Annotated in this window: 23 protein-coding genes and 2 pseudogenes; 5 read left to right on the top strand and 20 right to left on the bottom strand. The window is 58.8% G+C overall.

Annotation, left to right across the window (positions count from 1 at the left end):
- Positions 1 to 17: 17 nt before the first annotated feature.
- The 15 genes from AC0IXS_RS01305 to AC0IXS_RS01375 form a co-directional block, all read right to left on the bottom strand.
- Positions 18 to 1,223 (bottom strand): amino acid deaminase, encoded by a 1,206-nt coding sequence (locus tag AC0IXS_RS01305; protein ID WP_057410580.1) that lies wholly within the window; start codon positions 1,221 to 1,223, stop codon positions 18 to 20.
- Positions 1,224 to 1,247: 24 nt separating this feature from the next.
- A complete protein-coding gene (locus AC0IXS_RS01310; protein WP_057410579.1) occupies positions 1,248 to 2,030 on the bottom strand; it encodes an IclR family transcriptional regulator in 783 nt (260 codons plus the stop codon).
- A gap of 56 nt (positions 2,031 to 2,086) precedes the next feature.
- Positions 2,087 to 2,473: a RidA family protein gene (locus tag AC0IXS_RS01315; protein WP_004884486.1), complete on the bottom strand. Its 387-nt coding sequence runs from the start codon at positions 2,471 to 2,473 to the stop codon at positions 2,087 to 2,089.
- A 21-nt stretch (positions 2,474 to 2,494) separates the two neighbouring features.
- Positions 2,495 to 3,286, bottom strand: a complete 792-nt coding sequence (locus AC0IXS_RS01320; protein WP_057410578.1) for an amino acid ABC transporter ATP-binding protein — start codon at positions 3,284 to 3,286, stop codon at positions 2,495 to 2,497.
- Positions 3,283 to 3,945, bottom strand: coding sequence for an amino acid ABC transporter permease (locus tag AC0IXS_RS01325; protein WP_057410577.1), 663 nt, complete (start codon positions 3,943 to 3,945; stop codon positions 3,283 to 3,285). Before AC0IXS_RS01325 ends, AC0IXS_RS01320 begins: the two co-directional genes overlap by 4 nt.
- A gap of 9 nt (positions 3,946 to 3,954) precedes the next feature.
- Entirely contained in the window at positions 3,955 to 4,617 is a 663-nt protein-coding gene (locus AC0IXS_RS01330; RefSeq protein WP_025995805.1) for an amino acid ABC transporter permease, read from the bottom strand.
- Positions 4,618 to 4,682: 65 nt separating this feature from the next.
- A complete protein-coding gene (locus AC0IXS_RS01335; protein ID WP_057410576.1) occupies positions 4,683 to 5,534 on the bottom strand; it encodes a transporter substrate-binding domain-containing protein in 852 nt (283 codons plus the stop codon).
- Positions 5,535 to 5,946: 412 nt separating this feature from the next.
- Positions 5,947 to 6,294: a 2-oxoacid ferredoxin oxidoreductase gene (locus tag AC0IXS_RS01340; RefSeq protein WP_122669396.1), complete on the bottom strand. Its 348-nt coding sequence runs from the start codon at positions 6,292 to 6,294 to the stop codon at positions 5,947 to 5,949.
- 48 nt (positions 6,295 to 6,342) lie between these two features.
- Positions 6,343 to 6,786 carry a hemerythrin domain-containing protein gene (locus AC0IXS_RS01345; RefSeq protein WP_004884478.1) on the bottom strand — a complete coding sequence of 148 codons (444 nt, stop codon included), beginning with the start codon at positions 6,784 to 6,786 and terminating at the stop codon, positions 6,343 to 6,345.
- A gap of 125 nt (positions 6,787 to 6,911) precedes the next feature.
- Positions 6,912 to 7,337 carry a DUF3830 family protein gene (locus AC0IXS_RS01350; protein ID WP_057410575.1) on the bottom strand — a complete coding sequence of 142 codons (426 nt, stop codon included), beginning with the start codon at positions 7,335 to 7,337 and terminating at the stop codon, positions 6,912 to 6,914.
- Positions 7,338 to 7,400: 63 nt separating this feature from the next.
- Complete coding sequence (locus tag AC0IXS_RS01355; protein ID WP_122499993.1) at positions 7,401 to 8,024, bottom strand: glutathione S-transferase family protein; 624 nt, start codon at positions 8,022 to 8,024, stop codon at positions 7,401 to 7,403.
- A 9-nt stretch (positions 8,025 to 8,033) separates the two neighbouring features.
- On the bottom strand, positions 8,034 to 8,600 hold the full coding sequence (locus AC0IXS_RS01360) for a GNAT family N-acetyltransferase (RefSeq protein WP_122669395.1): 567 nt from the start codon (positions 8,598 to 8,600) through the stop codon (positions 8,034 to 8,036).
- Between the two features lie 105 nt (positions 8,601 to 8,705).
- Positions 8,706 to 8,903: a hypothetical protein gene (locus AC0IXS_RS01365; RefSeq protein ID WP_471823522.1), complete on the bottom strand. Its 198-nt coding sequence runs from the start codon at positions 8,901 to 8,903 to the stop codon at positions 8,706 to 8,708.
- A 151-nt stretch (positions 8,904 to 9,054) separates the two neighbouring features.
- Entirely contained in the window at positions 9,055 to 9,756 is a 702-nt protein-coding gene (locus AC0IXS_RS01370) for a DUF3053 domain-containing protein (protein WP_122669409.1), read from the bottom strand.
- Positions 9,757 to 9,941: 185 nt separating this feature from the next.
- A complete protein-coding gene (locus AC0IXS_RS01375) occupies positions 9,942 to 10,403 on the bottom strand; it encodes a hypothetical protein (RefSeq protein WP_122690021.1) in 462 nt (153 codons plus the stop codon).
- 348 nt (positions 10,404 to 10,751) lie between these two features.
- On the opposite strand from AC0IXS_RS01375, the gene AC0IXS_RS01380 reads away from it, so the two are divergent.
- Positions 10,752 to 11,552 (top strand): lipopolysaccharide biosynthesis protein, encoded by an 801-nt coding sequence (locus AC0IXS_RS01380; RefSeq protein WP_122669393.1) that lies wholly within the window; start codon positions 10,752 to 10,754, stop codon positions 11,550 to 11,552.
- A gap of 94 nt (positions 11,553 to 11,646) precedes the next feature.
- Here the strand turns inward: AC0IXS_RS01380 and AC0IXS_RS01385 are convergent, their stop codons facing one another.
- Together AC0IXS_RS01385 and AC0IXS_RS01390 are read right to left on the bottom strand one after the other, a co-directional pair.
- Complete coding sequence (locus tag AC0IXS_RS01385) at positions 11,647 to 12,789, bottom strand: methyl-accepting chemotaxis protein (protein WP_411828634.1); 1,143 nt, start codon at positions 12,787 to 12,789, stop codon at positions 11,647 to 11,649.
- Positions 12,769 to 13,899, bottom strand: a pseudogene (locus AC0IXS_RS01390) (nitrate- and nitrite sensing domain-containing protein); the annotation flags it as partial. The gene AC0IXS_RS01385 and the pseudogene AC0IXS_RS01390, both read right to left, overlap by 21 nt.
- On the opposite strand from AC0IXS_RS01390, the pseudogene AC0IXS_RS01395 reads away from it, so the two are divergent.
- Both AC0IXS_RS01395 and AC0IXS_RS01400 read left to right on the top strand, forming a co-directional pair.
- A pseudogene (locus AC0IXS_RS01395) lies at positions 13,882 to 14,087 on the top strand (hypothetical protein); the annotation flags it as partial. The pseudogenes AC0IXS_RS01390 and AC0IXS_RS01395 overlap by 18 nt on opposite strands.
- Positions 14,088 to 14,107: 20 nt before the next feature.
- Positions 14,108 to 15,697 carry an ABC-F family ATPase gene (locus tag AC0IXS_RS01400; RefSeq protein ID WP_025995726.1) on the top strand — a complete coding sequence of 530 codons (1,590 nt, stop codon included), beginning with the start codon at positions 14,108 to 14,110 and terminating at the stop codon, positions 15,695 to 15,697.
- A 95-nt stretch (positions 15,698 to 15,792) separates the two neighbouring features.
- Here the strand turns inward: AC0IXS_RS01400 and AC0IXS_RS01405 are convergent, their stop codons facing one another.
- Positions 15,793 to 16,926, bottom strand: a complete 1,134-nt coding sequence (locus tag AC0IXS_RS01405) for a lactonase family protein (RefSeq protein ID WP_122669392.1) — start codon at positions 16,924 to 16,926, stop codon at positions 15,793 to 15,795.
- A gap of 162 nt (positions 16,927 to 17,088) precedes the next feature.
- Here AC0IXS_RS01405 and AC0IXS_RS01410 point away from each other — a divergent pair, with 162 nt between their 5' ends.
- Together AC0IXS_RS01410 and AC0IXS_RS01415 are read left to right on the top strand one after the other, a co-directional pair.
- A complete protein-coding gene (locus tag AC0IXS_RS01410; RefSeq protein WP_032632980.1) occupies positions 17,089 to 18,291 on the top strand; it encodes an MFS transporter in 1,203 nt (400 codons plus the stop codon).
- A 249-nt stretch (positions 18,292 to 18,540) separates the two neighbouring features.
- Positions 18,541 to 21,189 (top strand): autotransporter family protein, encoded by a 2,649-nt coding sequence (locus tag AC0IXS_RS01415; RefSeq protein WP_471823526.1) that lies wholly within the window; start codon positions 18,541 to 18,543, stop codon positions 21,187 to 21,189.
- Between the two features lie 214 nt (positions 21,190 to 21,403).
- Here AC0IXS_RS01415 and glgB read toward each other — a convergent pair whose 3' ends face one another.
- Both glgB and treS read right to left on the bottom strand, forming a co-directional pair.
- A complete protein-coding gene (gene glgB / locus AC0IXS_RS01420; RefSeq protein WP_471823528.1) occupies positions 21,404 to 23,635 on the bottom strand; it encodes a 1,4-alpha-glucan branching protein GlgB in 2,232 nt (743 codons plus the stop codon).
- A complete protein-coding gene (treS, locus tag AC0IXS_RS01425; RefSeq protein ID WP_137202044.1) occupies positions 23,632 to 26,958 on the bottom strand; it encodes a maltose alpha-D-glucosyltransferase in 3,327 nt (1,108 codons plus the stop codon). Before treS ends, glgB begins: the two co-directional genes overlap by 4 nt.

Here is a 26,958-nt window from a genome sequence, read left to right on the forward strand (position 1 = left end):
CCTCTGTACGCGTGGAATCAGAAGTACGTGCTGAAGGGCTCGATCACCCGCAGGTCATCATCCACCAGGCAACCTGAACGCCACTTGTCGAAGGTGAGACATGGATGCGATGTGCCGAAGGCGATGATGTCGCCCACCTTCAGCTCACAATCGGGCGCCACGGTCATGAACGCGTGCTGATCCATCACAGCCGTGACCTTGCAGCCGCTGACGTCATCGCCGCTGGCAGGCAGTACACCCGCCTTGTAACGGCGCAACGGGTTCGGCAAGCCTGCGTCATAAGCCACATCACGCTTGCCCATCGCGATGACGGCAAAGCCTGGCTCCGGCATGGATTGCACGTGGGCCCAGACTTCCAGCGCCGGTCGCAGCGCTTCGCTCAGTTCGGCACGCCGGTCCAGCACGCAGCATTGCGCATCCTTGTAGATGCCATGGTCGTGCACCACATAACTGCCGGGGCGCAACACGCTGAGAAACCGCTCGCGCACCGCCTGCTCATCGAACGCCTCGGCGATCAGGTCATACCAGGCCGAACCTGACGCGGTGACGATCGGCCGATCCAGCGCGAACGCGCCCTTGTCCTGCAACTCGACCGCCAGGCGCACCAGCGAAGCCGCAAATGCCTTGATGCCACTGATGGCGTGATCACCATGAATCACGCCTTCGTAACCCTCGATACCGGTCAACGCCAACGAAGGCTGTGCCAGGACGGCGTCTGCCAGCTCGAGCACCTGGGCTTCGGTGCGACAACCGCAACGTCCGCCCGGCACACCGTATTCGATCATCACGTTCAAGCGCAGACCACGCTCGGCGAAGAATGCGCCCAGTGCAGCGACATTGTCCGGGTGGTCGACCATGCAGTGGAATTCGAAGGTCGAATCCGCCAGCAGCTCGGCAATCAGCGCCATGTTGGGCTGGCCGACCAACTGATTGGCCATCAGGATACGGCGCACACCATGGGCATAGGCGGCCTGGGTCTGCACGGCCGTCGCCAGTGTCATGCCCCAGGCGCCCTCCTCGATCTGCCGCCGGAACAGCGCGGGCACCATGCTGGTCTTGCCATGGGGTGCCAGTTCGGCGCCGCTGTTGGTGACGAAGTTCTGCATCCAGCGAATGTTGTGATCAAGCGCCTGCTGGTGAACGACCAGCGCAGGCAGGCTGACGTCGCTGACCAGACTGTCTCCCGGCTGGGCAAAACCCTTATCGATGACGGCAATGCTCATCAGTAATCTCCTGCTGAAAACACGTTATTCGTTGATTCGGCGAGCCAGGCCGTTGGCACTGTCGATCAGCACCCGGCGATAGTCGCTGTAATGAGTCCTGGCATCGGCACGCGGCGCAACAATGCACAGGGTGGCAATGCATTGGCCCTGCTCGTTCCTGACCGGCGCGGCGAAGCAATGCGTGAAGGTGTCGGCCACGCTGTCGAAGGAAAAGAAACCTTCCTCACCCGCCTTGCGGATCTCGCTGAGAAAGGTGTCCAGCGGCAGCCGTTCGCCGCCCGGCAGAATGAAGTCCTCAGGGTCGATCAGGTCGATGATCTCCTGGTCACTGAGGTGGCTGAGCAGCAGGCGCCCGGAAGCCGTCCAGGGAATCGGCGCATTTTCACCGATGTCCGAAGATATCCGGAAATGCCGCTCGCCTTCTTTCATGAGTGCCACGGTGTATTTGCGGCCATTGAGCAGGCACATCTGCGCGGTTTCCCGGGTCTGGCTGACAATCTCACCCAGGCACACCTCTGCTTCGCGAGTGAAATCAAAATGCCGCAGGTGCGCCTGGCCCAGAAAATACAGCTGGCGACCAAGGTAAACGTGTCCGTCCTTGCCGACCGGCTCCAGAATCCGTCGCTCCAGCAGTGAAGCCACCAGCTCGTAGATCGTGGACTTGGGGCTGCCGATGCCGCTGGCAATCTCATTGGGCCGCATGGGCGTGGCTTTTTCCTTGAGGAAGTCGAGGATGTCGAACGCCCGGTCCAGCCCGCGGGCACGGCGCTTGATGGTGTCTTCGCTCGCTTGAGTCACGTCGGTCATCTGCTGCTATCCATAGTGTTGAGCCGCCAGCGCGGGCTGGCGGCAAATCTGAGCCGCTACTTCTGCCGATAGGCGATGCAATCGATCTCGACTTTGCAGTCCACCATCATGTTGGCCTGTACACAAGCGCGTGCGGGTGCGTGCTCCGGCGTGAAGTACTCACCGAAGACCTTGTTGAAGCTCCAGAAGTCGCGTGGATCTTCCAGCCAGACGCCGACGCGGATCACATCCTTGAGCTCGTAACCGGCCTCTTCCAGGATGGCGATCAGGTTGCGCATGGTCTGATGAGTCTGCTCGACGATACCGCCGACGATGATCTCGCCGTCCACCGCCGGGACCTGCCCGGAGACGTGCAGCCAGCCATCGGCTTCGACGGCGCGTGCGAATGGACGGGGCTGGCCGCCCCCGGCAGTGCTGCCAGCACCATAACGGGTAATGCTCATGGGGTTCTCCTTCTTGAAAAATTAAAACCGGATGTTTTTGAGAAATTCGCTCAGGCGCGCTGACTTGGGTTGCTCGAACAGCGCCTTGGGCGGGCCCTGCTCCTCGATACGGCCCTGATTCATGAACACAATCTGATCGGACACTTCGTAAGCGAATCGCATCTCATGGGTGACCAGCAACATGGTCATGCCCTCTTCCGCCAGGTCCTTGATGACATTCAGCACTTCGCCGACCAGTTCCGGGTCCAGCGCCGAAGTCACTTCATCGAACAGCATCAGACTGGGATTCATGGCGATGGCTCGGGCAATTGCCACGCGCTGCTGCTGACCGCCAGACAACTGGCCGGGGAAGTGATCGCGCCTGGACAACAGGCCAACCCGATCCAGCCATTTCTCGGCCAGCGCCACGGCCTGGTCCTTGGGCATCTTTTTGACCTTGAGCAGCCCGAGCGTCACGTTTTGCAGCGCACTCAGATGCGGAAACAGGTTGAACTGCTGGAACGCCATACCCGTCATGGCTCTGTGTTGAGCAATAAGGCGCTCGGGATGACGGGTGCGCTTGCCATTGACTTCGCTGTAACCGATGTCCTGGCCTTCCAGCCGGATGTGTCCGCCCTGGAACTCTTCCAGCAGATTGACGCAGCGCAGCAGCGTGGTCTTGCCCGAGCCACTGGAGCCGATCAGGGTCACGACATTGCCTTTCTGCATGCGCAGATCGACGCCCTTTAGCACTTCGACAGTGCCGTAGGATTTGTGCAGGCCCTCGATGCTGAGCAACGCGGGTGAAAGCGTTTTGGTCTGGGTTTGTGTCATGGCAAGGCCACCCGTTTTTCGATGTGTCGCCCAAGCAGCTCAATGGCGTAGTTGATGAGGAAGAACATAAAACCGGCGAACAGGTAGAATTCCAGCGTCATGAAGGTCCGGGCGATCACCTGTTGGGTGCTGAGCAGCAGTTCGGCCACGCCGATCACCGACAGCAGGGTCGAAGCCTTGACGATCTCGGTCGAGGAGTTGACCCAGGTCGGCAGGATCTGGCGCATGGCCTGCGGCAACAGCACGTATCGCAGCGACTGGCTGAACCTGAGCCCGATTGCCTTGCCTGCCTCCAGTTGTCCGCGCGGAATCGCCTGCAGCGCACCGCGCACGATTTCCGACACGTGCGAGCCGCAAAACAGCGTCAGCCCCAGCGCACCGGCCTGAAAGGCACTGATCTGCCAGCCCAGCGCGGGCACCATGTAGAACACCGCGAGCACCAGCACGAACACCGGCGTGCCGCGAATGAGATCGACGTACAGCCGAATCGGCAGGCGCGCAAAAAATCCACCGTAGGTCAGCACCAGACCGGCGAACATGCCGATCAGGGTACCGAACAGAATGGCCAGCGCCGAACACTGAATACTGGTCAGAAAACCCGACCACAGCACTTCACGGGCATTCCACACTTCCTGCAGCCAGCCAGGGGGTTGGTACATGACAGGCTCCTAACGGCGAATCGCCAAACGTTGTTCGAGGGCGCGCAGCAGCATGGCGATCGCGTAGCAGGCCACCACATAGAGCGCAGTGGTCACCAGCCAGGTTTCGATCACCCGGTAGCTTTCGACATTGATCTTGCGTGCGTAGTAGGTCAGTTCCGGCACTGCGATGGCAGCGGCAAGCGAGGTGTCCTTGAACAGCGAAATGAAATTGTTGGACAGCGCTGGCAGCACGTTACGCAGCATCACCGGTACAACGATGTATGCCCTGACCTGCCACTCGCCAAGACCGATAGCCAGCCCCGCTTCACGCTGCCCCTTGTGAATGCTCAGCAGACCGGCGCGAAACACTTCGGTCAGATAAGCGCCTGCGTACAACGACAGGGTGATGACGAACGACGGCAGCTTGTCCAGACGAATGCCCAGGCCCGGCAGCGCGAAGTAGATCAACAGAATGAGCACCAGAATGGGTGTGTTGCGCACCACCGTCACGTAGATCGACGCCACGATACGCAACGCGCGGTAACGCGACAGCAGCGCGAACGCGTTCATCAGACCGATCACACAGCCGATGGCAATCGAGATCAGGGCCAGTTCCAGCCCGAGGCCCAGCCCCGCCAGCAGACTCGGAAAATCGCGCCAGACGGCATCAAAATTCAACTGATAGTTCATGGTTGCCTGTACCCGGCAGGGTTGGCATTTCAGCTCACCCTGCCCTTCAAGAGGTTCGATCCGACTTATTTGTATTCCATCGGGAAGCCAATCGCAGGCACTGGCAGGTCTACGCCGAACCATTGCTTGAACGAGGCGGCATAGGCCGGGAATTCGACACCGGTCATGGCTTCATGCAAGGCCGTGTTGACGAAGTTCAGCCAGTCCTGATCGCCACGCTTGACAGCGCAGGCATAGGTTTGCGGGCTCCAGGCGAAGGCTGGCGAACGATAGCGGCCAGGGTTCTGCACCATCAGGTACTTGACCGAGGACTGGTCGGTCGCTGCGGTGTCGGCACGGCCGGAGTTGATGGCCTGGTACATAAGGTCAACGCTGTCGTACTGATCGACCTTGGCCTTGGGCAGCGCCTGATGGACCAGTTCTTCGGCGTAGACGTTCTGCAGCACGGCAACCGTTACGCCGTCGCCTGCGGCTTTCAGGTCATCGATTTCCTTGTATTTGCTGTTGGCAGGCAACAGCAGCGCGACGCCTTCCCGGTAGTACGGCAAGGTGAACGCAACCTGTTGGGCACGGCTGGCGGTGACGGTGATGAACTGGCAGCTGATGTCCACCTTGTCCGTCAGCAGATTGGGAATGCGCGCGTCCGACGACTGAACCACGAACTCGACCTTGCTCGGATCGTTGAACAGGCCCTTGGCGATGATCCTGCCGATGTCAATATCGAACCCCTGCAACTTGCCGTCCGCCCCCTGAAAGTGCCACGGCGCATTGGTGCTGCCCGTGCCGACCACCAGATTGCCGCGTTTCAATACCGCGTCCAGTTTGCTGCCCTCTGCCGCCATTGCCGGATTGACCAGGGTGACGGCCGCTGCAAAAGCAAATACACAGGTTTTCAGAAAAGAAGGTCCGTAGCGCATCACATGAACTCCACCAGATTTGTCTTTATTCCGCTATAGCGGATACAGGTATGTAACAACGGAATAGAGAGCAGAAAGTGTGCCACAGAATGTCCGGCAAAAGCAGGATGCGAAAAAAATGAGGGTAATCAAAGGGCTGGGAGATTCCGTGCGATAGGGACAACTCAACGCTTTCGACGAGATGACGCTACCGGCAGCAACATTTGAGTCATAAGGCCACATACCTGTGCGTGCGCGCCGCAAACGGGCGCACAGCGGCCATTCGCGCTGAGCGACGTCTGAAAAGCGGTGGTTTGCAGAAGACACCCACACTGGGATGTTTTTTCAGTGGGTCATGCAGAGTTGAAGACGGGATTGGCGCTGCTTTTTGCAAGCAAAGGCCCGCCAGAGTGGCAGGCCTGAAGGGCGATGCTTAAAGGCAGGTGGCGATGGCGGCGGAGCGCAGGCCTGTCTGGGTGTCGCTCGGGGCGGCATAGAAATCGACAGAAGACGCTGCGCCCTGGGGACGCACATCCGCAAAGTAACGGGTCTCCGTGGTGAACACAGTGAAGCCCCCTCCAGACAGCTTATCCATGAACACGTCAGCAGAGCTGCCGAACATGGCTTCGTTCTGCCAGGTCACCTGAATGCACTGGGCGACGGCAGCCGCCGGTTTGGTGCTGGAGAGAATCTTGAACGGTCCGCCTGAACGTGCCGAGTTCGACGGCGCCGCGCATCCGACCAACACCCCTGCCGCAATCACCAGAATCGCTAACTTCATGTCGTGCCTTCGCTGATAAAAAACCGATTCTAGCACCGCGGTCATACGTCAACCTTCGGCGATTTGCTCTTCGTACTCTTTCACGTACTTACCCGCCAGGGACTGCTTCTGCTTCTCGTCGAGCAGCTTGCCAGCCATCTGGAAGAACTTCTGCTCTTCTTCCTTCAAATGGTGGTGCACTTTCTCGGAGAGCTTTTTTGCAGTCGCCAGCCAGGCCGGGCTCGACATTTCGGTCTCGTCCAGCTCTTCCATCATCTCGTCCATTTCGTGGTGCTCGGAAATGGCGTGACGGCTCAGATCAATGCCGTTGTCGTGTTCCATCAACGGAATATAGAAGAAACGTTCCTCAGCGGTTTCATGCGCCTGAAGTTCTTCCTTGAGTTGCTTGTAGGCCTGGGCCCTTGCTTCTGAATCGCCGCTGGTCTGGATCAGTGCATCGGCATAGCCGCGTTGACGATCATGGCTTTCGCGTAGTGCTTCGAAAATATTCAAGGACTGATCTCCAGTTCGACTTCCGGGTTGTGGAAGCATTGTTGACTAGACCCTTCGCGAAGATCAGCGGTTCCAAAAAATACTGGCGAATCGGCATCTCGCCAGCATTTTGTCAGAACCAATGCTCACGCCTGCTCGAACACCACGTCCTGCGCACCTTCCCACAGCGTTTTCACGCCCAGCTTGCGCAGATTTTCCTTGCCCTCGGTGATCGTCAGGAAATGGTTACCCGCCAACTGCCCCATCTTGCTGGCAAAGCAGCACGACCCATACGCCAGGATGATTTCGGTCTCGCTGTAGCCGCCCGGATAAAACAGGATATCGCCCGCCGAAGGATGACTGGTGGCGTTTTCAAAGCCGACCAATGTGTCATCGAGCTTCAATTCGTAATCGTCCAGCGGCACCCAGCAACCTTCGCCGCTCCAGCGCACATGAATGAACTTCTGCTTATAAGGCAGCAGCTTCAAAAACGCAGCGACAGTCTTCGGCGCGTCCGGATTGGTTTCGGCCAAAAACGAATAGCCGCCAGCGGTTATTTTAATGAGGGTCACTGCCGCGCTTCCTTTGATGATTATCAGGTGGGCGTGAAGGATAAACACTGACGCCATCAGACGTCACGAGATACCGTTTCGTCCGTACAACAGATAGCCCGGCCGATGACTAAGCCGCTCGTAATACACATTGACTGCAGGCAGATCGGGATGCTCGAAAGGCGTTTCGAACCAGCGATTGACTGAAAGCCCGACAGCAATATCAGCCAGCGAAAACTGCTCGCCAGCCACATAAGCACCGGTCTTTTCGAGTTGGCTGTTCAGCACCTGCATGTGCCTGGACCACATGGAAAGCGACGCAGCAACTGCGTCTGCATCCTGAAAATTGGCCGAGCGGCGTGCCAGTGACATGAAGGCATAAGTCCATGACTTGTTGAGGTCAGAGCTCTGCCAGTCCATCCACTGATCAACCCGTGCCCGTGCCTTCGGCGCCCTGGGATAGAGGTGCTCGCCGCCATACTGACCGGCCAGATAACGGATGATGGTGTTGGATTCCCACAGCACGAAATCACCGTCAATGATGACGGGCACCATGGCATTGGGATTAAGCTTCAAAAACGCTGCACTGTTGGTCGATCTGAAATCGCTGCCCCAGTCTTCCTGGGTGAACGGTATTGCCAGTTCCTCGCATGCCCACAACACCTTCCGCACGTTGATGGAAGACGCCTTGCCCAATATGCGTAACATTCAATGTCCTTATTGCGGATCCATGTCCTTCGGTTCAAAACCATTCAGCCGTTTGGCGTATAGCCGATTCTCGTGTTCTTCGCCTTGTAACACATACATCGGCGCGCCCTCGAGCCTGTAGCCCATTCGCGGATAAAAACCCAGCGCGCGATCGTTGCCCACCCAGACCGTCGCCCAAAGCAGAAGCGCGCCGCCGAGTGCGGCCTGCTGTTCGGCAGCCCTGAGCAGGCGCTTCCCTACTCCCAGACCGGTAAACCGTTCCTGTACATACAAACGCTGCAGTTCGGCCGCCTTCGCAGAGTCGATCATCTCGTGCGCGGTCAGCAGCGCAACCTGGGCAAACCCCACCAGATGCCCATGAGATTCGGCAACGATAACGAATGTACCGGGCTGAGCAATGATCCCGGCAATGGACGCTTGGGAAAAGGCCTCCAGAGCCTCACGAGCAATCGAATCACGAATGCCCTCGGTGGCATAGGTATCCAGAAATACCTGCAGCCCTAATACCGCTACACACAACGAATCCTCGACCACGGCTTCGCGTAGGACCAAATCAAATGGGGTGGTATTAATCATTGAGCGACTGGCCGGAAAAGGTGAACGACGACACGCCGATCATACATCAGGAGGGCCACTTTATCGGCCAGCGAGCCCGGTCCAGGACCAGGCTCGAAGTGAAGCTCAATGCTGGAAAAGCTGTTCTTTGGCAGCCATGATCCGTTTCTCGCGTTCCTTGACGAGTTTGTCTGCAAGGTCGGCAGCAGCGACTACCGCCTCCTCAGCCGTCTCGGTGCACGTGATCGTCGTGCTGAGCGCAGCCGCCGCATAACGATCCCAGGCAGGAACTTCGTCGTTGAAAAGTGGTGGTATTGTCGACATGGGATACCTCCTCACTGCAAGGTCTGACAGGGCGTCAGACTGTCTGCCAGACAGACTAGGCGGTGACGGGCAAATCGCAACCGGTCGACTGTGCGATCGACCGGTTTCATCATGGGCCTGAAGGCTATCAGCCTTCAGGCAAGAGTCCGGATCAGCGACCCAACATGACAGCCTGCAAGCGGGCTTGCGCCTGTTGGACGTTTTTCGCCTGTGCGTTGAGGTCCTGCAGCAACTTGTTGAGTTCGGTCTGTACCACCGGGTCATTCACTTTCGCAACCGAACCGGACAGATCGATCTGCGATTTGTGCGCATCGACATAGTCGGCAATCTTCAGCGTGCTATCGAATGTGCCATTGATCTGCGGCAGGATTTCGCGAAAGGTGTTGGCCGGCACGCTGACAGTCTTGTCATAGGCCTTGTTGTAGACCACTTTCAGATCGTCCGGCTGCTTCAGCTTCTCATGAGCGGCATCAGCCTTGGCCTGCTCTTTGGTCAGCTGCTCGCCCATATCGTTGAGGCCTGTCTGCACAGCCTTCAGGTCGGCGCGGCGCTCGATCACGTCATTCAACGAACGAATAGCGCCTTTTTGCACAAGCTCATTCAATGGCTTGACCGAAGCGTCCATCCCTGCGTTGAAATCCGAGATGACCGCATAGTGGGAGCTGTAATCGCCAAAGGATTTCTTTTCATCCTCGGTCAGCGTGGGAACCCGAACGCCAGGCTTGTCGACAATGCGGGTCTGCAGGAACTGCGTGAACGCGGCGCGCTGCTCCGGCTCCTTGTCACCACAACCAGCCAGTACCAGGGGCAGCGCAACAGCCAGCAGCAGAGCGGGACGAAAAAAGGACTTCATGTCATGGATCTCCGAGATCATAAGAATGCGCGCTCGATCAGACAGCCTGTCGAACACAAGCGAACCTATAGTCTCGCAATGCCATCATCTAGTTCCCCTGACGCACGTAAAAACGCCGCGCTCTTCCTGGGAAGGCGCGGCGTTTGAATTCCTGAAGCCCGATAAAAGAGCGTATCGGCCCGCAGCTATTGAACCTGCACCGAAGACTGCCCAACAGCAGAGATTGCCGAAACCGGCGCCGCCGTCAGTGTCGAATTGATCTTCTCCGGTAGCGTGTACATGGCGCCGGTTGCGGGATCGACGATCAACATGCCGATCAGCCCGCCAATAACAATGTTGCCCCAGTACCAACCGTCAATGCCCGACTCGAGTGTTTGAGTGCTGCTGGTATAGCCGTCCTTGCGATAGGTGACCGTGTATTTCTCGCCGTCGAAATAACCCGCTCCAGCCCTCAGCGTCACCTCGTCAGGCGTCACACCCGAGCGAACGGAAACGCCACCCTCATTGACGATCTCGTAAGCGGCGCCGGACGGACTGGATGTCACCGCTACCGGGTATTTCGAATCGCTGACAATGCTCGCACAACCGGTAACGGCAAAGGCCATGATGGCAATAAGAGAGATTTTGAGAGGTGACGCTGGACGCATTTTTGCAACTCCGTTGCTGGATAATGATCAAGTCAAAATGATATCACAGAGCAATATCATAACGACATCACTCTGACTTAAATCCATGTATTTCATCGCATTACACCTGGACACCCCATCACGATGGTGAGCCAATCAACCGTACTCATATTCGATATCCATCTGCATCTTCGGACAACTAACAGATACAATCCGGATACATGACTGAGACAGCAATTTAACTTGGCGAACTATTTTTAGATGCATGGTGATATCATCCAACACCAGCGTATGTAACTAACCCGCACCATATAACATCAATAAGCCATCACGATGATTAGACACTTTTCGAAAGTAACGGATTATCCTGTGCCTGTTGCCATCGAGGTTTCCGATGATATCTGTGATCAGCAAGACTTTGGCAACTGCAAGGGCAACTCGGCAGGGCCGGTCTTTCTGGTGGGTTCAGGCGCCTCGGCAGCAGACTTCCCGATAAGGGAGTTTTCCTGCATCCCCATGATTACGATGAATGGGGCGATTTCCATGTTTACCAGGGCTGGAATCAACCCCCACTTCTACGTCTGCTCGGACCGGGATTTTTCCAGGCAACAGCCGGAACTGTTTGCCCAGGCCATGCGCAGCAGCGACAACATCGCCCTGTGGGACAGCCAGATCGGGAAGCTCCGAAGCTCGCCTAGGGGAAATGTCTATGCGCTGAAGAAGGCCGACCGGCTGGGTGCCGCGAGTCTTTTCGAACAGCGATCCGATCTGGTCAGAAAGCTTTCACTGTTCAGCCGACGCAGCAGGGACATCGGTTTCAGCAAGGACATGAGTCTGGGCTTTTTCGACGCCCGCACCGTCATGTACCTGGCCCTGCAACTTGCCCATCACCTTGGCTTCAGCAAGGTATTTCTGGTGGGTTTCGACATGAATCAATCGGCAGGACGCTACTACGAAACACCTGGCGCCAGGCTGTCTCCGTGCGGACTTGACCAACACTATGAATCGCGGATCCTGCCTTCCCTTAAATTGATGGCGAACTCGGTGATGGGTGACGACTTTCAGGTCTACAACCTGTCGGCGACATCCAGAGTACCGGACGACATCATTCCCAGGCTTAGCCTGGAGGGTGTTCGACACATGCTGGGGCTTTCGGGCTATAACGGATGATGTTGCGGCATCGGAATGACCTGCGCCAACGACCAAAAAAAAGGCCTGCAAGCTGACGCTTGCAGGCCTTTGATATCAGAACAGATCCTTTGGATCAGCTCACCTTGAAACGTCCGACCAGCCCCTGCTGCTGTTCGGCCAGTCGAGCCAGCTCCCGGCTGGTGACGGCTGTCTGCTCGGCACCTGCGCTGACCTGAACCACCAGCGTATTGATGTCGTTGACGTTACGGTGGATCTCCTCGGCGACCAGGCTTTGTTCTTCGGCGGCCGAAGCCACCTGAATATTGCGATCACTGATCGACGCAATGCCTTCGGCGATTTCTTCCAGCAACTCACCGGCACGCACCACGTTGCTCGCGCCCTCCTTTGCTTTGCCCAGTGTTTCCTGCATGGAACTGGCGGCCCGATCAGAGCCGGACTGCAGGTTGGCAATCATGTTCTGGATGCTGACGGTGGAATCCTGGGTTTTCTTGGCCAGATTCCTCACTTCGTCGGCGACCACGGCGAAACCACGACCTTGCTCGCCTGCGCGGGCAGCCTCGATGGCAGCGTTAAGGGCCAGCAGGTTGGTCTGCTCGGCAACGCCACGAATCACATCCAGAACCGAAGAGATCGAATCGCTTTCACCCTTGAGCTCGCCAATGATCCGCGAGGTCTGTTCAGCCTGAACCTCCAGCCCCTGAATCAGGCTGATGGTGTTTTCGATTTCAGTCTTGCCCTGCAGAGTGCTGGCATTGACGCGCTGTGACATCTCGGCGGCATCGGTGGTGCTGCGTGCGACGTCCTTGACCGTAGCGCTCATCTCGCTGATGGCAGTGGCGACCTGGTCAGTGCCCTGACGTTGCTGTGCCACGTTGTTGCTGGTCTGCAGGGCTACGGCAGATGATTGCTCGGCCGCGGTGGCGACCTGTGCGGTGGCGCTGCCGATCTCGCGGATGACTTCGCTGATCTGCAGGGCCATGTTGTCGAGATTGCGGGCGATCTCTCCAAACTCGTCCTTGCCCGTATAAAGAGTCCTGGCTGTCAGGTCACGGGTCGAAAGCGAGATCAGGGTGCGATTCACATCAACAACGGCGATCTTGATATTGCGAATGATGACCGATGCCAGCCACAGCACGGCAATCAACATCAGGACCACGATCGCGATTGCCACGTACAGACTGCGTTCGGCGTCGGTACGCTCATCACTGGCAAGACCCACCACCATCTGCCCCAGCTCCGCCTCCACCTTGGCCATCAGGTCGATGCGAATGGTGGCCAGGTTGAACCAGTCTTCAGGTTTGATGTTGAGCGGGTCACCCAGCGGCGTATCGAAACCCAGACGCTGCAGGCGCGCCACTTCCAGTGAGCCGGGCTGTTGCAGAACGGCATCCAGTTTGTTCTTGAATTCGACAGGCGACCAACGCTGGTAAGCTTCGAAATAGCCGGAGAACTCACCGAGATTGCGGCTGAAGCGTGACAACAGTGCTGCGTCAAAGCGGTTCTGGCTGAACGCCAGACCGAGCAATACACGCTCGCGGCCAGCACGTTCCTTCATGTCTACGAACTGGTTGAGCGAGCTCAACCCACGCAGGATCTGTGGATCATCGATACTGGATTCCAGAGAATAATTAAAGCCGATCAGGACTTTGATCAGGTCGGTAAAGCGGGCACCGGATTCGGTATTGTTGATCGCTTGCGAATCGACCTTGAGGCGCAGCGCGATCAGATCATCCAGCGCACGAAGCACCTTGTCCGGCGCAGGAATACCCTCGGTCGTTTGCGCTCGCATCACGCCCACCGCCTTGTCGGTTTCCTGGCGAAAGGTCTTCAGCTCGTTCTGCATGGACTTGCCACCACTTCCCAGAAACACGCCGCTGGCGCCGCGTTCACGCTGGATAGTAGTAACGACATCGCTCAGTTTCTGTGCAGCATTGGTAGCGGTAACAGCCCGGTTCATGGAACCGAGCGTATCGCTTTTGTCAGCCACGAAAATCCCCGCAAAGGCCAGAAAGCCCAGCAGAGGGAACATCAGAATAAGTAGCAGTTTGGTACTCAAAGGGGCGTTTCTAAGCATTGCAGACCTCATGACTTGCACACTTGTGGTTAAAACGACCTCGGGCGAACGTTCTATGAAGGTGACGTTTTCTAATAGCCGAAGATGATTCAGTAGCAGCCTGCCGTAGCCTGTTTTTTCCTCCGTTCGACTGTATCGGCTGCAAAGTGCCAAGCTTGATCTGTGCGCGGAAATACCAGCAGGGGATGCCCTCAGGCAGTGCCCAACGTTACTTCGCGCCAGGCACGCAAAATGCGTGTGCCCTTGAGAATGTATCGACGCATATCTCCCCGGCCATACAACTGTCGCCATACCTATGCGACAATGCGCGCCATGTCTGGCATGAACCCCCCGCATTTATCTCCCGGCAGCTCGGCCATAACGCGCTGATGCTGCTGTCGACGCATGCGCGATGGATCAACTCGAGCCCGGACTGGAGCGAACCGGAAAGGCTCCTGATTGGCCCTGAATGGGTCCCGGCCCAAATAAGCGCACCATAAGCTATTGATAGGTAAAGTAATTGATCTCCACAGCTAACATCACGATGCAGTTCGGCCCCAAACCCCTGTTCGAGAACGTCTCGGTCAAGTTTGGTGCCGGTAACCGTTACGGCCTGATCGGCGCGAACGGCTGCGGTAAGTCCACGTTCATGAAAATCCTGGGCGGCGATCTCGAGCCTTCGGGTGGTCAGGTGATGCTGGAGCCGAACGTGCGTCTGGGTAAGCTGCGCCAGGATCAGTTCGCCTACGAAGAATTCACTGTGCTCGACACGGTGATCATGGGTCACGAAGAGTTGTGGAAGGTCAAGGCCGAGCGCGATCGCATCTACTCGCTGCCGGAAATGAGCGAAGACGACGGCATGGCCGTGGCCGAGCTGGAAACCGAGTTCGCGGAAATGGACGGCTACACCGCCGAGTCCCGCGCCGGTGAACTGCTGCTGGGCCTGGGTATCGGCATCGAACAGCACAACGGCCCGATGAGCGAAGTCTCGCCCGGCTGGAAACTGCGCGTGCTGCTGGCGCAGGCGCTGTTCTCCGATCCTGAAGTGCTGTTGCTCGACGAACCGACCAACCACCTGGACATCAACACCATTCGCTGGCTGGAAAACATCCTGACCCAGCGTAACAGCCTGATGATCATCATCTCCCACGACCGTCACTTCCTGAACAGCGTGTGCACCCACATGGCTGACCTGGATTATGGCGAACTGCGTCTGTTCCCAGGCAACTACGACGAATACATGACCGTGGCGACCCAGTCCCGCGAGCAGTTGCTGTCCGACAACGCCAAGAAGAAAGCGCAGATTTCCGAGCTGCAGTCGTTCGTCAGCCGCTTCTCGGCCAACGCTTCGAAAGCCAAGCAGGCCACCTCCCGTGCCAAGCAGATCGACAAGATCCAGCTGGCCGAGGTCAAGCCGTCCAGCCGCGTCAGCCCGTTCATTCGTTTCGAGCAGACCAAGAAGCTGCACCGTCAGGCGGTTGTGGTCGAGCGCATGGCGAAGGGTTTTGATGGTGTGCCGCTGTTCAAGGACTTCAGCTTCACCGTTGAAGCCGGCGAGCGCGTGGCGATCATCGGCCCAAACGGTATCGGCAAGACCACCCTGCTGCGCACCCTGGTCAACGAGCTGCAACCGGATGCAGGTTCGGTCAAGTGGACCGAGTCGGCAGAGATCGGTTACTACGCGCAGGACCACGCTCACGACTTCGAAGACGACAGCACCCTCTTCGACTGGATGGGTCAATGGACCCAAGGCGGCGAGCAGCTGGTTCGCGGCACCCTGGGCCGCATGCTGTTCTCCAACGACGAGATCCTCAAGTCGGTCAAAGTGATTTCCGGTGGTGAACAGGGTCGCATGCTGTTCGGCAAGCTGATCCTGCAAAAGCCGAACGTGCTGGTGATGGACGAACCTACGAACCACCTGGACATGGAATCCATCGAGGCCCTCAACCTCGCACTGGAAAACTATCCGGGCACTCTGGTCTTCGTCAGCCACGACCGTGAGTTCGTTTCCTCGCTGGCCACGCGCATCATCGAGCTGAGCCCGAGCGGCGTGATCGACTTCAGCGGTACGTACGACGACTACCTGCGCAGCCAGGGCGTGGCTTTCTAAGCCAGACGCCTCGAATCGCACTTGCTGTACCTGAAACCCCTGCCCTCGCGGCAGGGGTTTTGCATTTCAGAACCACCCAAACAAAACGGGTGGTATTACTGAGCAGGCTGGCTGAGCATTTCGATCCACAATGCGCCTTTGCCTGACGGCGCTTCACTGACGCGCTTCAACGCGCCGTCCGCTGCGATGCTGTAGCTGCCGACCTTCTCGGCTTTCTCCCCGGTCACCAGCAACCAGCGCCCGTTCGGGGCCACGGCGATGTTGCGCGGCTGCTTTTCCTCAACCGGATAGTTTTCCACGAACGTGACCTTGCCAGCGGCTGGGTCAACCTTGAACACCGACACACTGCTGCTGGTGCGCTCGCTCGTGAACAACCATTTGCCGTCTGGCGAAATACGCACGTCAGCGGCCCAGATGCGCGGCGTCGGATCATCCTTCAAGTCGTTGTTACGCGCATCGCGCGCCTGCCCCGGTGCCAGCTTCAGACGCTCGGGAATGCCATTGGCCTGATTGACCTGCTTCAAGCCGCCGGTCTTGTCATTGATCGAAAAGGCCGTGACGGTGCCGCTCATTTCGCCGACGACATAGAGGAATTTGCCATTCGGTGCGAATGCCAGGTGGCGCGGCCCGGTGTTTTCCGGAACCGTCACATAGCCCTCACCGATCGGAACCAGCTTGCCGTCCTTGGGTTCCAGGCGGTATTGCAGAACGCGATCAACGCCGAGGTTGCCTGAGTAGGCGAATCGATTGCTTGGGTCGGTGCGCACCGAATGCGCGTGCATACCGGTCTTGTAGGTCTGAATGCTGTCGCTGGGACGATGCTGCGCGTCGATGGGCTGTACGCTCAGCAAATCGGCGCCATAGGACGCTCCCATCAGAAAGCGGCCGCTGCGGTCGGTGGACAGGTAAGCCAGGCTCTCTGCCAATGGCGCCTGAGCCAATGGCTTCAAATGCCCGGTCACAGGCTCGATGCTGAAGCTGACCACCTGATACGGTTTGGCGCGCAACGCTGCAAACAGCGCCTTGCCGTCGGGCGATAGCGCCATCGGGTTGACCTGATCGCCTGCCTTGGTCTGCTCGACCAGGCTGAGCGCACCACTGGCGTCGTCCAGCTGGTACTGCGAGATGAGCCCGTCTGCGGGGCTTGAGATGTAAGCGAAGGTCGATGCCTGGACCGGCAGACCGAACGAGCAGCCGACCGCAGCGGCCAGCAGGAGGATTTTTTTCATGGAGGACCTTTTTGTTGTTGTTTGTGATCAGTCATCCTATGACTATCCAAACGCAACGGCAACAGCGCCGTGAAGCGACAGATAAACCGTTAGCGTGCTTTCATTTATGGGCCACGCGGGCCATGATGATGCACGCCCACCGCCTGCCAGCGAACGAGCCCGATGCCTGCCTCACCTGAACAATCTGCCGTGCAGCCCAGTTCGATCACGATCACGCTGCAAATCGTTTCCATCGTTCTCTACACCTTCATCGCCTTCCTGTGCATTGGCCTGCCGATCGCGGTGCTGCCGGGCTATGTTCATGACCAGCTGGGTTTCAGTCCGCTGATCGCAGGTCTGGCCATCGCGTCGCAATACCTCGCCACCCTGCTCAGCCGCCCCTATGCCGGTCGGGCCACGGATACATTGGGCAGCAAACGCGCGATTGTCTTCGGCCTGTGGGGCATTGGCATCAGTGGCGCGATGACCTTGCTGGCCACTCTGCTTGAGCCTTTTCCCACTGCGAGCCTGTCGATTCTGATTCTGGCTCGCCTGTTTCTGGGCGTTTCCCAAGGACTGATCGGCGTCGGGACCATCAGCTGGTGCATCGGCAAGGTGGGTTCGGAACACACTGCCAAGTCGATTTCGTGGAACGGCATCGCCTCCTACGGCGCCATCGCCATCGGCGCACCACTGGGCGTGGTGGTGATCGACGCTGTCGGCTTCAACAGCCTGGGTATTGCGCTGATCGTCATGGCAGGCCTGGCGTTGTGGCTGATACGCAACAAGCCTTCAGTGCCCATCATTACAGGCGAACGCCTGCCCTACTGGTCGGTGTTCGGCCGCATTGCGCCCTATGGTTTGGGGCTGACATTGTCCTCCATCGGCTACGGCACCTTGACCACCTTCATCACCCTCTTCTACCTGAGCCGTGGCTGGGAAGGCGCAGCCTATTGCCTGAGCATGTTCGGGGTGTGCTTCATCCTTGCCCGGCTGCTGTTCATCGGGGCCATCAATCGACTCGGCGGGTTCAACGCGGCCATTCTTTGCATGGCGGTGGAAACCTGTGGACTGGTATTACTGTGGCTTGCACCGAGCAGCGGCTTCGCACTCGCTGGCGCGGGATTGACCGGTATCGGTCTGTCTCTGGTCTACCCGGCGCTGGGCGTCGAAGCGATCAAGAACGTGCCGACGCCCAGTCGAGGCGCAGGCTTGAGTGCCTATGCGGTGTTCTTCGATCTGGCGCTGGCGATTGCCGGCCCGGTGATGGGTGCCATCGCGCTGGGTCAGGGTTATGACTGGATATTTTTCTACGCCTCCCTGCTGTCGGTGAGCGCCTTGCTGCTGACCGTCTGGCTGTCTCGTCGAGCTCGCAAAACCGTCTGAAAACGCTCATTACGCTATAAGCTTTTACCTGCTTGTTCCATAGGTTGCGTATTCAGCCAATCCCTTTGCCGCCGGTCGGTCAACTTCTTGACGCTGAACGGGATCCATCCTTGACTTGAACGTGCGGCCCTTTCCGTGGGCTGGCAGAGCAGTCGTCGCCAGCCTCCAGCGCGACGTCACTGACGTGGCAGCAGGGCAGTTGACGCAACCTTTTCATGCCTCCCTGACCACTTCACAGGGAGAGCAGTCATGACCCTCAAGCAGTTCCCGCCGTGTGGCAAAGGCAAACTTCTGACCGTCGCGCTATTGGTGATCGTTCCGCCCTACGCCGAAGGCGCGTGCGATCTGGTGTCGACGCCCGGCAGTGACACGCAAACCTGTGACAGCGGCAGCAGCGGCGCAGTGACTTGGTCGGGGGCCAACGACACGCTGATTTTCCCTGCCGGTGGCAGCGGCTCGATCAATGGCAATGTCACGTTCGGCCCGGGTCAGGACAGCGTCGACATGAACTCGGGCCGTATCACCGGCAATGTCACGCAAGGCGCTGGCAGGGACCGGTTCTCACTGTCCGCTGGCATCGTCACCGGCGATATCAGCCAGGGAGCGGAACCGGACACCTTTATCATGAGCGGGGGCAGCATCGGCTCACTGGCTCAGGGCGACGGACTCGACACGTTCCAGATGACGGGCGGCATCATCACCAGAGCGTTCGAGGATGGCGACCGGGCGACCATGAGTGGCGGCAGTATCGGGCGGGTGGACATGAAGCTGGACGACAACCTGTTTGATCTGTCCGGCGGTACGATCATTGGCAATCTGGTCACCGGCTTCGGGCGCGACACCATCAACGTCTCCGGCGGCAGAATCGGTGGCGCAGTCAGCGTCAGTGGCGGTGATGACCGACTGACCCTCAGTGGCGGCGAAATCCTCGGCGGCATCAGGGCCAGCTTCGGCAACGACCAGTTCACCTGGCGTGATAGCGGCAACGTGACAGGCAGCGTACTGATGGCCGAAGGCGATGACATCGCCCGCTTGTACAACCTGAGCGAGTATTACCTCAGCACCAGCAGCGTGCTCGATGGCGGAACGGGCAACGATACGCTGACGCTGGACAACACGACCTCGGCAGTGCCCGCCCGCTACCGCCAGTGGGAAACAGTGGATCTGAACAACGGTTCACGGATGGACCTGGCGGGCGACCTGACGCTGGGAGACAGTGCCAGCGGAACCGGGGTTTTGAACATGGATGCCAGCAGTCGCCTGTCATCTGAATCAGGCGCGATCAGGCCATTCAACCGCACCACGCCCGCCACGCTGAACAATGCAGGCACCCTGGACCTGAGCGGCGGATTCGCTCGGGACACCCTGACGGTGCAGGGTAATTACACCGGCCTCAACGGGCAGTTGTTATTGCAGTCGGTGCTGGGCGACGACAGCTCCGACAGTGACAGGCTGGTGATCGCCCAGGGTCGAATCGGCGGAACCACGCGCATGACTGTCATCAACGAAGGCGGTCCGGGCGCGCTGACCCAGAGCAACGGCATCGAAGTGGTCCAGGCCATTCAAGGGGCAACCAGTGACAACGGCGCATTCTCGTTGGAGAACTCGCTGTCGGTCGGGGCGTACCAGTATTACCTGTTCAAGGGCGGCGCCACGGCGGGCAGCGAGAACAGCTGGTTCCTGCGTTCCTCCGTGCTTTCACCACCACTGACGATTGCGAGCCTGCCTGCGGAGCCTGATCCAGCGCCGGAGCCAGCACCTACACCTACACCTACACCACCATCGCCAACGCCATCACCTGAGCCCGAATCTCCCGCAGAACCTACTCCGCCCGCACCTGAACCAACCGCCCCAACCATCCCGCAACCTGCAGCCACGCTGCCCGTTCCGGCCGTTGGCACACCGCCACTGCCCGAACCCCTGCGCGGTGCGGCACCGGTCCCGATTTACCGGCAGGAGGTGCCGGACTATTCCGTCATAGCGCCTGCCGCTGCGCTTCTGGCGATGTCCTCATTAGGCACTTTCCACGAACGCCAGGGCGATCAGCATTTGCTGAACCAACAGGGTGCAAGCCCGGCAGGCTGGGCGCGCGTATTTGGCAGTGATCTCAAACAGCACTGGCCCGGTACGGTCAGCCCGAGCCTTGACGCATCGCTTGAGGGCTACCAGATCGGCCACGATCTGTTTGCCTGGCAGCCTGGCCAGGGCGCCATCCAGCGGGTCGGCATCTTCGTGGCGAACAATCGCCTGAAAGGACGTATCAAGGGCTTCGCGGGCGGATTAGAGGACACTCGTACCGGCCGATTGAGCCTTCGCGGCGACAGCATAGGCGCGTATTGGACGCTAATTGGTACCCGCCAAGGCTATGTGGACGCTGTGGCGATGGGCACCCGCCTCGACGGCTCAAGCCGCTCCGAGCGTGGCGTGCGCGTTGATATCGGCGGTCACGTAGTGAGTCTGTCGATTGAGGCCGGTTATCCCTTGCCTGTTGGCGCCAACTGGGTGGTAGAACCGCAGGTACAGGTCATTCACCAGCGTGTCGATCTGGACGATCAGCACGACGGGATATCGTCTCTCGAATTTGATAGCCCGTCCCGAAACACGGGGCGTTTGGGCATACGGTTAAAGGGTCGTTACAGACCTTGGGGAGTGCCCGTAGAGCCCTATATGAGGACCGACCTCTGGCGCGACGCCAATGGCCACGACACCGTTATTTATCAAAGTGTCGACAGGATCAGAACAGAACATGATTCGAAAGCCGCGAGTCTGGGTGCCGGATTGGTGGCACAGCCATCTGAAAACCTGGGTGTTTACCTGAGCGCGAATCACAGACGGGAGCTGAGCGGAAGTGACACGCAACAAACGGGCTTCAGCGTCGGGATCAGGCTGAGTTGGTAACCGACTTGCAGACAGCTCCCTGTCACCCAAAACCTTTGAGTGAAGAAGGCGGCTTGTCGGCGATTGCGTAAAGCCAGTCAACAAAAATTCGACTGACAGAACGCATCGCCGGCAAGCCGCCTCCCACGGTTCGTGCCTGCTGCGCGACAGCGCAACGTCGGAGACGTGGTGACGCCTCCCTCCGTGCCCTATGACCTATAACAGGTTATTACCTTCAGTCCTGACGTCCCACAGGCTTGAGAATCAGCACCGCCAACGGTGGCAGGTTCAGACTCAGCGACACAGGCTGTCCATGTGCCTGCTGATCATCAGCCACTACCCCGCCGCCATTGCCGATGTTGGAACCTGCATACATTTCGGCATCGCTGTTGAGCAGTTCGACCCATTTGCCATCGAACGGCACACCGATGCGGTAGTCCATGCGCGGAACCGGCGTCATGTTGGCGACCACCAGCAACGGCTCGCCTTCCTTGCTCCAGCGCAAGTAGGCATACACGCTGTTGGTCTTGTCGTCACCGATCAACCACTGGAACCCCATCGGTTCCGCATCACGTTCGTGAAGGGCCTTTTCTTCGCGGTAGATACGGTTCAGATCGCTGACCAGCTTCTTCACACCGATATGATCCGCGTACTGCAGCAGGTACCAGTCCAGTTGCTCGTCGTGGTTCCACTCGCGCCATTGGCCGAACTCGCAGCCCATGAACAGTAGCTTCTTGCCGGGGTGGGTCCACATGAACGTCAGGTAGGCACGCAGGTTGGCAAATTTCTGCCAGCGATCACCGGGCATCTTGTCGATCAGCGAGTGCTTGCCGTGTACCACTTCATCGTGGGAAATCGGCAGGATGAAGCGTTCGGACCATGCGTACATCAGACCAAAGCTCAATTCGCCATGATGGTGCTCACGATGGATCGGGTCCTGTTCCATGTAGTGCAGCGAATCATGCATCCAGCCCATGTTCCACTTGTAGTTGAAGCCCAGACCGCCCTGTTGGGTCGGTTGGCTGACACCCGGCCACGCCGTGGATTCTTCGGCGATGACCATGGTGCCCGGCGCTTCCAGCGCGACGACGTCATTGAGGTGGCGCAGGAAATCGATTGCTTCAAGGTTCTCGCGACCGCCAAACCGGTTCGGCACCCACTCGCCCGCCTTGCGGGAATAGTCGCGGTACAGCATCGAAGCCACCGCATCCACGCGCAGGCCGTCGATGTGGTAATGCTTGAGCCAGTGCAGCGCCGACGCCAGCATGAAGCCATGGACCTCGGTGCGGCCCAGGTTGTAGATCAGCGTGTCCCAGTCCTGATGGAAGCCTTCCTTGGGGTCGGCGTATTCATACAAGGCAGTGCCATCGAACTGAGCCAGACCGTGAGTATCGGTCGGGAAATGCGCAGGCACCCAGTCAAGGATCACGCCAATGCCCGCCTGGTGGCAGGCATCGACAAAGGCGGCGAAATCTTCAGGCGAGCCGTAGCGTGCAGTCGGTGCGAATTGGGCAAGCAGTTGGTAGCCCCACGAACCACCAAACGGGTGCTCCATGATCGGCATCAGCTCGATGTGGGTAAAACCCAGTTCCTTGATGTAGGGGATCAGACGGTCTGCCAGCTCACGCCAGTTGTATTGACGCCACTCGCCTTCCTCGTTCTGCTCCATCTGCCACGAACCGGCGTGCAGTTCATAGATCGACAATGGCGCGCTCACGTGATGAAGGCTGGCCCGCGAGTCCATCCAGTGGTTGTCGTTCCAGTTGAAATGCAGCGGTGCGGAAACCTTGGAGGCCGTATCCGGCGGCAGCGTCGTGGACAGCGCCATCGGGTCGCACTTGAGCGGCAGAATGCCGTGAGGGCCGAGAATCTCGTACTTGTAGACTTCGCCCGGTTGCAGACGCGGAACGAAGATTTCCCAGACACCGGTCGGGTGACGCAGACGCATCGGGTGACGACGGCCGTCCCAGTTGTTGAAACTGCCGACCACCGAGACGCGCCGGGCGTTCGGTGCCCAGACGGCAAAACGTACACCGTCCACGCCACCGACGTTGGTCACCTGCGCACCCAGGCAACTGCTCAGGTCGCGATGATTGCCTTCGGCAAACAGATACAGGTCCATTTCGCCGAGCAGCGGGCCATAGCTGTAAGGGTCTTCGGTGATCTGTTCGCCGCCTGCCCAGTTGATTTTCAACTGGTAGGGCTGAGCGTGTTCAAGGTGACCGATGAAGAAACCCGGCACTTCGCTCATCTCCAGCTCAACCAGTTCGCGCCCGTCATCCGGGGCGAGCAGACGCACACTCAGGGCGCCCGGCAGGTAGGCGCGGACGAACAGCCCGCTGCCACCATCGCCATGTGGGCCGAGAATCGAAAAAGGGTCACGATGTTCAGCACGGATCAACGCATCCATGTCCACTGCGGCGGGCATCGCCTGGCGACGCATACCGGTTTTGTCAGGTGCATTCATGTTGGCTCTCCATCAGACAGGTGCAGCAATCCACGCAAGCCTTGCAGCGGCACAGCCAGCCAGGTCGGGCGATTCTCGGCTTCGTAGATTACTTCATAAGCGGTTTTTTCCAGGGTGAACAATTCCAGCGCGGCGTCCTCCCCGTTTGAATCTTTCCAGGCGTGGGCCATCTCGGTGGTCGCTGCGCGATAACCTTCGATGAACGCTTCACGGGCCTGAGACAAATACGTACTGGCAACGCGTTTGCGGGCGGCAGCAGCCTCTTCGGAAGTGTCCACGCTTTGCGCGCTGCGCACAGCCATGGCGGCAGCGTAGTCGAAGGAGCGCAGCACGCCACTGACATCCTTGAACGGGCTGTGTTTGGCCCGACGCTCGCTCAACGCACGCGCAGGCTCGCCCTCGAAATCGATCAGGTATGCGTCACCCTTGACGACCAGCACCTGCCCCAAGTGCAGGTCTCCGTGTACGCGGATGCGCAGACCGCCCACCGAGCGCTTGGCGAGACGCGCAACATGCTGCGCGATGGCCTGACGCTGGGCGACCAGGTCGTCCACCAGTTGCTGATCGTCGGCACCGAGGTCGCCTTTGCGCTGCTCAAGCAGTTGCAAGGCTCGATCCAGCTGAGCCACCACACTTTTCGCCGAAGCCTCGCCATCTTCCTGGCGGGTCACTTCCACGGCAAAATCCGGATTGTCGGTCGCTGCGGCCAGAATCTGATGCATCTCGCCCAGACGCTGCCCCAGGCTGCGTGAGAAATCGGCCAATTCAAGCAGCGCGTTGTAGTGCTGCTCCTGCTCGGAAACACCATGCGCGAGCTCATCACGAACGGCGCGCTCCAGATTGTTCTGGGTCCACTCCCACGCATCACCCTGATTGCTCAAATAGCCTTGGGCGATCATCAGCAGATGCGGCTCACCGTCATGCCCCACACGGACCACAGAGCCCAGCAGCGGCGAGATGTTGCGATAGCCTGCATTGGTCAGGAACGCGCCCATTTCCAGTTCCGGGTGGGTACCGGCGCTGACTTTACGGATCATCTTGAGAACCAGACCGCTGCCCACTACCACCGAGCTGTTGGACTGCTCGGCCGACAGATAACGCACTTCAGATTCGTTGTTCAGCCCCAGCGGCGCGAGTTGCGCAGTCTGTTCAAAGCGCAGTTCGCCGTCATCGCAAGGGATCACGGTATCGGCCTGCATGCCCTGAATCACTGCGCGAATGAAGGTTTCAAGCGTGAAGGCATCGGTGATCAATCCCACCTGACGGCCACGGCGGACCCTGGCCAGCGCCAGTTGCTGGGGCAATGCGCTGTTGATTTCCTCTTCCGCCAGCAGGCCGAACGGCAGTTGATAGCGTTCGGTCTGTTCGCCTGCAGTGACTTCGATCTCGTTGAGCAGGACCGGATGCGCCGGATCGCCGAAACGAACCGCATAGGCGATATTGACCCGCTCGATGGGCTTGTCCTTGCCTGCGAACCACCGGCGCTTGGGCATGTAGACCGCCAGTGAGGTGTTTTCCATGGTGCTGCGGAGCGGCTCGTCAAGCAGCTCCTCCAGACGCTTCTTGAGCACCAGGGTCGGGAAGTCCGGCATGCTTTGTGCCGGTTCGACGTGCCAACTGGGCATTTGATTCTCCGAAGCCAATAGAAACCAGTAAAAACCGTAAGGCGGCAGCGTGAGTAGATAGCTCAGCTGGCCAATCGGCGGGAATGCGCTGCCACCCAGCATTTCGACGGGAACGGTGCCGGCATAGGCCGACAGTTCAAGTTCTGCGGCCTGGGCTGCGCTGGAAACGTTGGCCACGCACAGTACGATTTCGCTGTGGCCATCGGGTCCGGTGTATTCGCGCAGGTACGCCAGAATCCTGCGGTTGGACGGCGACAGCATCTTGAGCGTGCCGCGTCCGAATGCCTTCTGTTGTTTACGCACAGCCAGCATGCGGCGGTTCCAGTTAAGCAGCGAATGCGGATCGCGCTCCTGACTTTCGACGTTGACCGACTGAAAGCCGTACATCGGGTCCATGATCGGCGGCAACACCAGGCTGGCCGGATCGGCGCGGGAGAAACCGCCGTTACGGTCGATGGACCATTGCATCGGTGTGCGCACGCCATCCCGGTCGCCGAGATAGATGTTGTCGCCCATCCCGATCTCGTCGCCGTAATAGAGGGTCGGTGTGCCCGGCATGGACAACAGCATGCTGTTCAGCAGTTCGACCCGACGACGATCACGCTCCACCAGAGGGGCGAGACGACGGCGAATGCCGAGGTTGATCCGCGCACGACGATCCGCCGCGTAGTAATTCCACAGGTAGTCACGCTCACGATCCGTGACCATTTCCAGGGTCAGTTCATCGTGGTTGCGCAGAAAAATCGCCCATTGGCAGTTTTCCGGAATTTCCGGCGTCTGACGCAGGATGTCGGTAATCGGAAAGCGGTCTTCCTGCGCCAGCGCCATGTACATGCGCGGCATCAACGGAAAGTGAAATGCCATGTGGCACTCATCGCCGTCAGGCCCCTTGCTGTCACCGAAGTACAACTGAGTGTCTTCCGGCCACTGATTGGCTTCCGCCAGCAACATGCGGTCCGGGTAGTTGGCGTCGATCTCGGCCCGAATGCGCTTGAGAACCTGATGGGTCTCCGGCAGGTTCTCGTTGTTGGTGCCATCGCGCTCGATCAGATAAGGGATCGCATCCAGACGCAGACCGTCGATGCCCATGTCCAGCCAGAAACGCATGACTTCCAGCACTGCGTTCATCACTGCCGGATTGTCGAAATTCAGATCCGGCTGGTGCGAATAGAAGCGGTGCCAGAAATACTGCTCTGCCACCGGATCCCAGGTCCAGTTGGACTTTTCAGTGTCAAGAAAGATGATGCGCGTGCCATCGTACTTCTGATCGGTATCGGACCAAACATAGAAGTCCCGCGCCTTGGAACCGCGCTTGGCGTGTCGGGCCTTCTGGAACCACGGATGCTGATCCGAGGTGTGGTTGATGACCAGCTCGGTGATGACCCGCAAGCCGCGCTTGTGGGCCTGAGCGATGAAACGCTTGGCGTCCGCCATAGTGCCGTAATCGCTGTGCACGTCGCGGTATTCGGAAATATCGTAGCCATCGTCCCGACGCGGCGATGGGTAGAACGGCAACAGCCAGATCGTGTTGACCCCAAGCGCGGCAATGTAGTCGAGCTTGTCGATCAGGCCTGCGAAGTCGCCGATCCCATCGTTATTGGAGTCGTAGAACGATTTCACATGCACCTGGTAAATCACCGCATCCTTGTACCAGAGCGGGTCTTTGATGAATGCCGCGTCATCGGGCTTTTTTGCCAT

This window comes from Pseudomonas sp. AC016, from assembly GCF_979253365.1.

What these genes read in the sequence shown, in the direction of transcription:
- AC0IXS_RS01330 (WP_025995805.1), bottom strand. Translation starts at nt 4,617, where the DNA reads ATGAACTATCAGTTGAATTTTGATGCCGTCTGGCGCGATTTTCCGAGT.
- glgB (WP_471823528.1), bottom strand. Translation starts at nt 23,635, where the DNA reads ATGAATGCACCTGACAAAACCGGTATGCGTCGCCAGGCGATGCCCGCC.
- AC0IXS_RS01385 (WP_411828634.1), bottom strand. Translation starts at nt 12,789, where the DNA reads ATGGCCAAGGTGGAGGCGGAGCTGGGGCAGATGGTGGTGGGTCTTGCC.
- AC0IXS_RS01365 (WP_471823522.1), bottom strand. Translation starts at nt 8,903, where the DNA reads ATGTCGACAATACCACCACTTTTCAACGACGAAGTTCCTGCCTGGGAT.
- AC0IXS_RS01360 (WP_122669395.1), bottom strand. Translation starts at nt 8,600, where the DNA reads ATGATTAATACCACCCCATTTGATTTGGTCCTACGCGAAGCCGTGGTC.
- AC0IXS_RS01305 (WP_057410580.1), bottom strand. Translation starts at nt 1,223, where the DNA reads ATGAGCATTGCCGTCATCGATAAGGGTTTTGCCCAGCCGGGAGACAGT.
- AC0IXS_RS01355 (WP_122499993.1), bottom strand. Translation starts at nt 8,024, where the DNA reads ATGTTACGCATATTGGGCAAGGCGTCTTCCATCAACGTGCGGAAGGTG.
- AC0IXS_RS01310 (WP_057410579.1), bottom strand. Translation starts at nt 2,030, where the DNA reads ATGACCGACGTGACTCAAGCGAGCGAAGACACCATCAAGCGCCGTGCC.
- AC0IXS_RS01320 (WP_057410578.1), bottom strand. Translation starts at nt 3,286, where the DNA reads ATGACACAAACCCAGACCAAAACGCTTTCACCCGCGTTGCTCAGCATC.
- AC0IXS_RS01375 (WP_122690021.1), bottom strand. Translation starts at nt 10,403, where the DNA reads ATGCGTCCAGCGTCACCTCTCAAAATCTCTCTTATTGCCATCATGGCC.
- AC0IXS_RS01335 (WP_057410576.1), bottom strand. Translation starts at nt 5,534, where the DNA reads ATGCGCTACGGACCTTCTTTTCTGAAAACCTGTGTATTTGCTTTTGCA.
- AC0IXS_RS01325 (WP_057410577.1), bottom strand. Translation starts at nt 3,945, where the DNA reads ATGTACCAACCCCCTGGCTGGCTGCAGGAAGTGTGGAATGCCCGTGAA.
- treS (WP_137202044.1), bottom strand. Translation starts at nt 26,958, where the DNA reads ATGGCAAAAAAGCCCGATGACGCGGCATTCATCAAAGACCCGCTCTGG.
- AC0IXS_RS01370 (WP_122669409.1), bottom strand. Translation starts at nt 9,756, where the DNA reads ATGAAGTCCTTTTTTCGTCCCGCTCTGCTGCTGGCTGTTGCGCTGCCC.
- AC0IXS_RS01340 (WP_122669396.1), bottom strand. Translation starts at nt 6,294, where the DNA reads ATGAAGTTAGCGATTCTGGTGATTGCGGCAGGGGTGTTGGTCGGATGC.
- AC0IXS_RS01415 (WP_471823526.1), top strand. Translation starts at nt 18,541, where the DNA reads ATGACCCTCAAGCAGTTCCCGCCGTGTGGCAAAGGCAAACTTCTGACC.
- AC0IXS_RS01410 (WP_032632980.1), top strand. Translation starts at nt 17,089, where the DNA reads ATGCCTGCCTCACCTGAACAATCTGCCGTGCAGCCCAGTTCGATCACG.
- AC0IXS_RS01405 (WP_122669392.1), bottom strand. Translation starts at nt 16,926, where the DNA reads ATGAAAAAAATCCTCCTGCTGGCCGCTGCGGTCGGCTGCTCGTTCGGT.
- AC0IXS_RS01315 (WP_004884486.1), bottom strand. Translation starts at nt 2,473, where the DNA reads ATGAGCATTACCCGTTATGGTGCTGGCAGCACTGCCGGGGGCGGCCAG.